Source organism: Caballeronia novacaledonica (assembly GCF_900258035.1).
In the GTDB taxonomy this organism is placed as follows: domain Bacteria; phylum Pseudomonadota; class Gammaproteobacteria; order Burkholderiales; family Burkholderiaceae; genus Caballeronia; species Caballeronia novacaledonica.
In genome coordinates this window covers 1-980 of record NZ_OGTP01000063.1, presented here as the reverse complement: position 1 = coordinate 980, position 980 = coordinate 1, and the positions used below count along the sequence as shown (strand labels likewise).

1 protein-coding gene is annotated in these 980 nt (G+C 65.2%); it reads right to left on the bottom strand.

The features are described from left to right. Positions 1 to 980, bottom strand: a 980-nt coding sequence (locus tag NOV72_RS31725) for an acetyl-CoA C-acetyltransferase (RefSeq protein ID WP_106858443.1), incomplete at both ends; no start/stop codon positions are given.

Sequence of the window (980 nt, the reverse complement as noted above, 5' to 3'; positions counted from 1 at the left end):
GCCAGCGCGACACCCATCCCGCCGCCGATGCACAGCGACGCCAGACCCTTCTTCGCGTCGCGCTTCTGCATTTCGTGCAGCAGCGTGACGAGAATCCGGCAGCCCGACGCGCCGATCGGATGACCGATCGCGATCGCACCGCCGTTCACGTTGATCTTTTCCTGATCCCAGCCCATCTGCTTGTGAACCGCCAGCGCCTGCGCGGCAAACGCTTCGTTGATTTCCATCAGATCCAGATCGTTCACCGACCAGCCCGCGCGCTCCAGACAGCGCTTCGATGCCGGCACCGGACCCATGCCCATGATCTTCGGATCGACGCCCGCGTTCGCGTACGCCTTGATGCGCGCGAGCGGCGTCAAACCGAGCGCTTCAGCCTTCTTCGCCGACATCACGACCACCGCCGCCGCGCCGTCGTTGATGCCCGACGCGTTCGCCGCCGTCACCGTGCCTTCCTTCGAGAACGCGGGCTTCAGGCCCGAAAGCGCTTCGGGCGTCACGCCGTGGCGCACGAATTCGTCGGTGGTGAATTGCAGCGGCTCGCCTTTGCGTTGCGGAATCGCGATCGGCACGATTTCGTCGTCGAAGCGGCCCGCATTCTGCGCGGCTTCCGCCTTGTTCTGCGACAGCGCCGCGAACGCGTCCTGCTGCTCGCGCGTGATGCCGAATTCCCTCGCGACGTTCTCCGCCGTCGTGCCCATGTGGTAGTTGTTATAGACGTCCCACAGGCCATCGACGATCATCGTGTCGATCAGCTTTGCATCGCCCATGCGAAAGCCGTCACGCGAGCCCGGCAGCACGTGCGGCGCCGCGCTCATGTTTTCCTGACCGCCCGCGATGACGATTTCCGCATCGCCCGCGATGATCGCGTTCGCCGCCAGCATCACCGCTTTCAGGCCCGAGCCGCAGACCTTGTTGATCGTCATGCCGGGCACCATGTCGGGCAAGCCGGCCTTGATGAGCGACTGGCGCGCCGGGTTCTG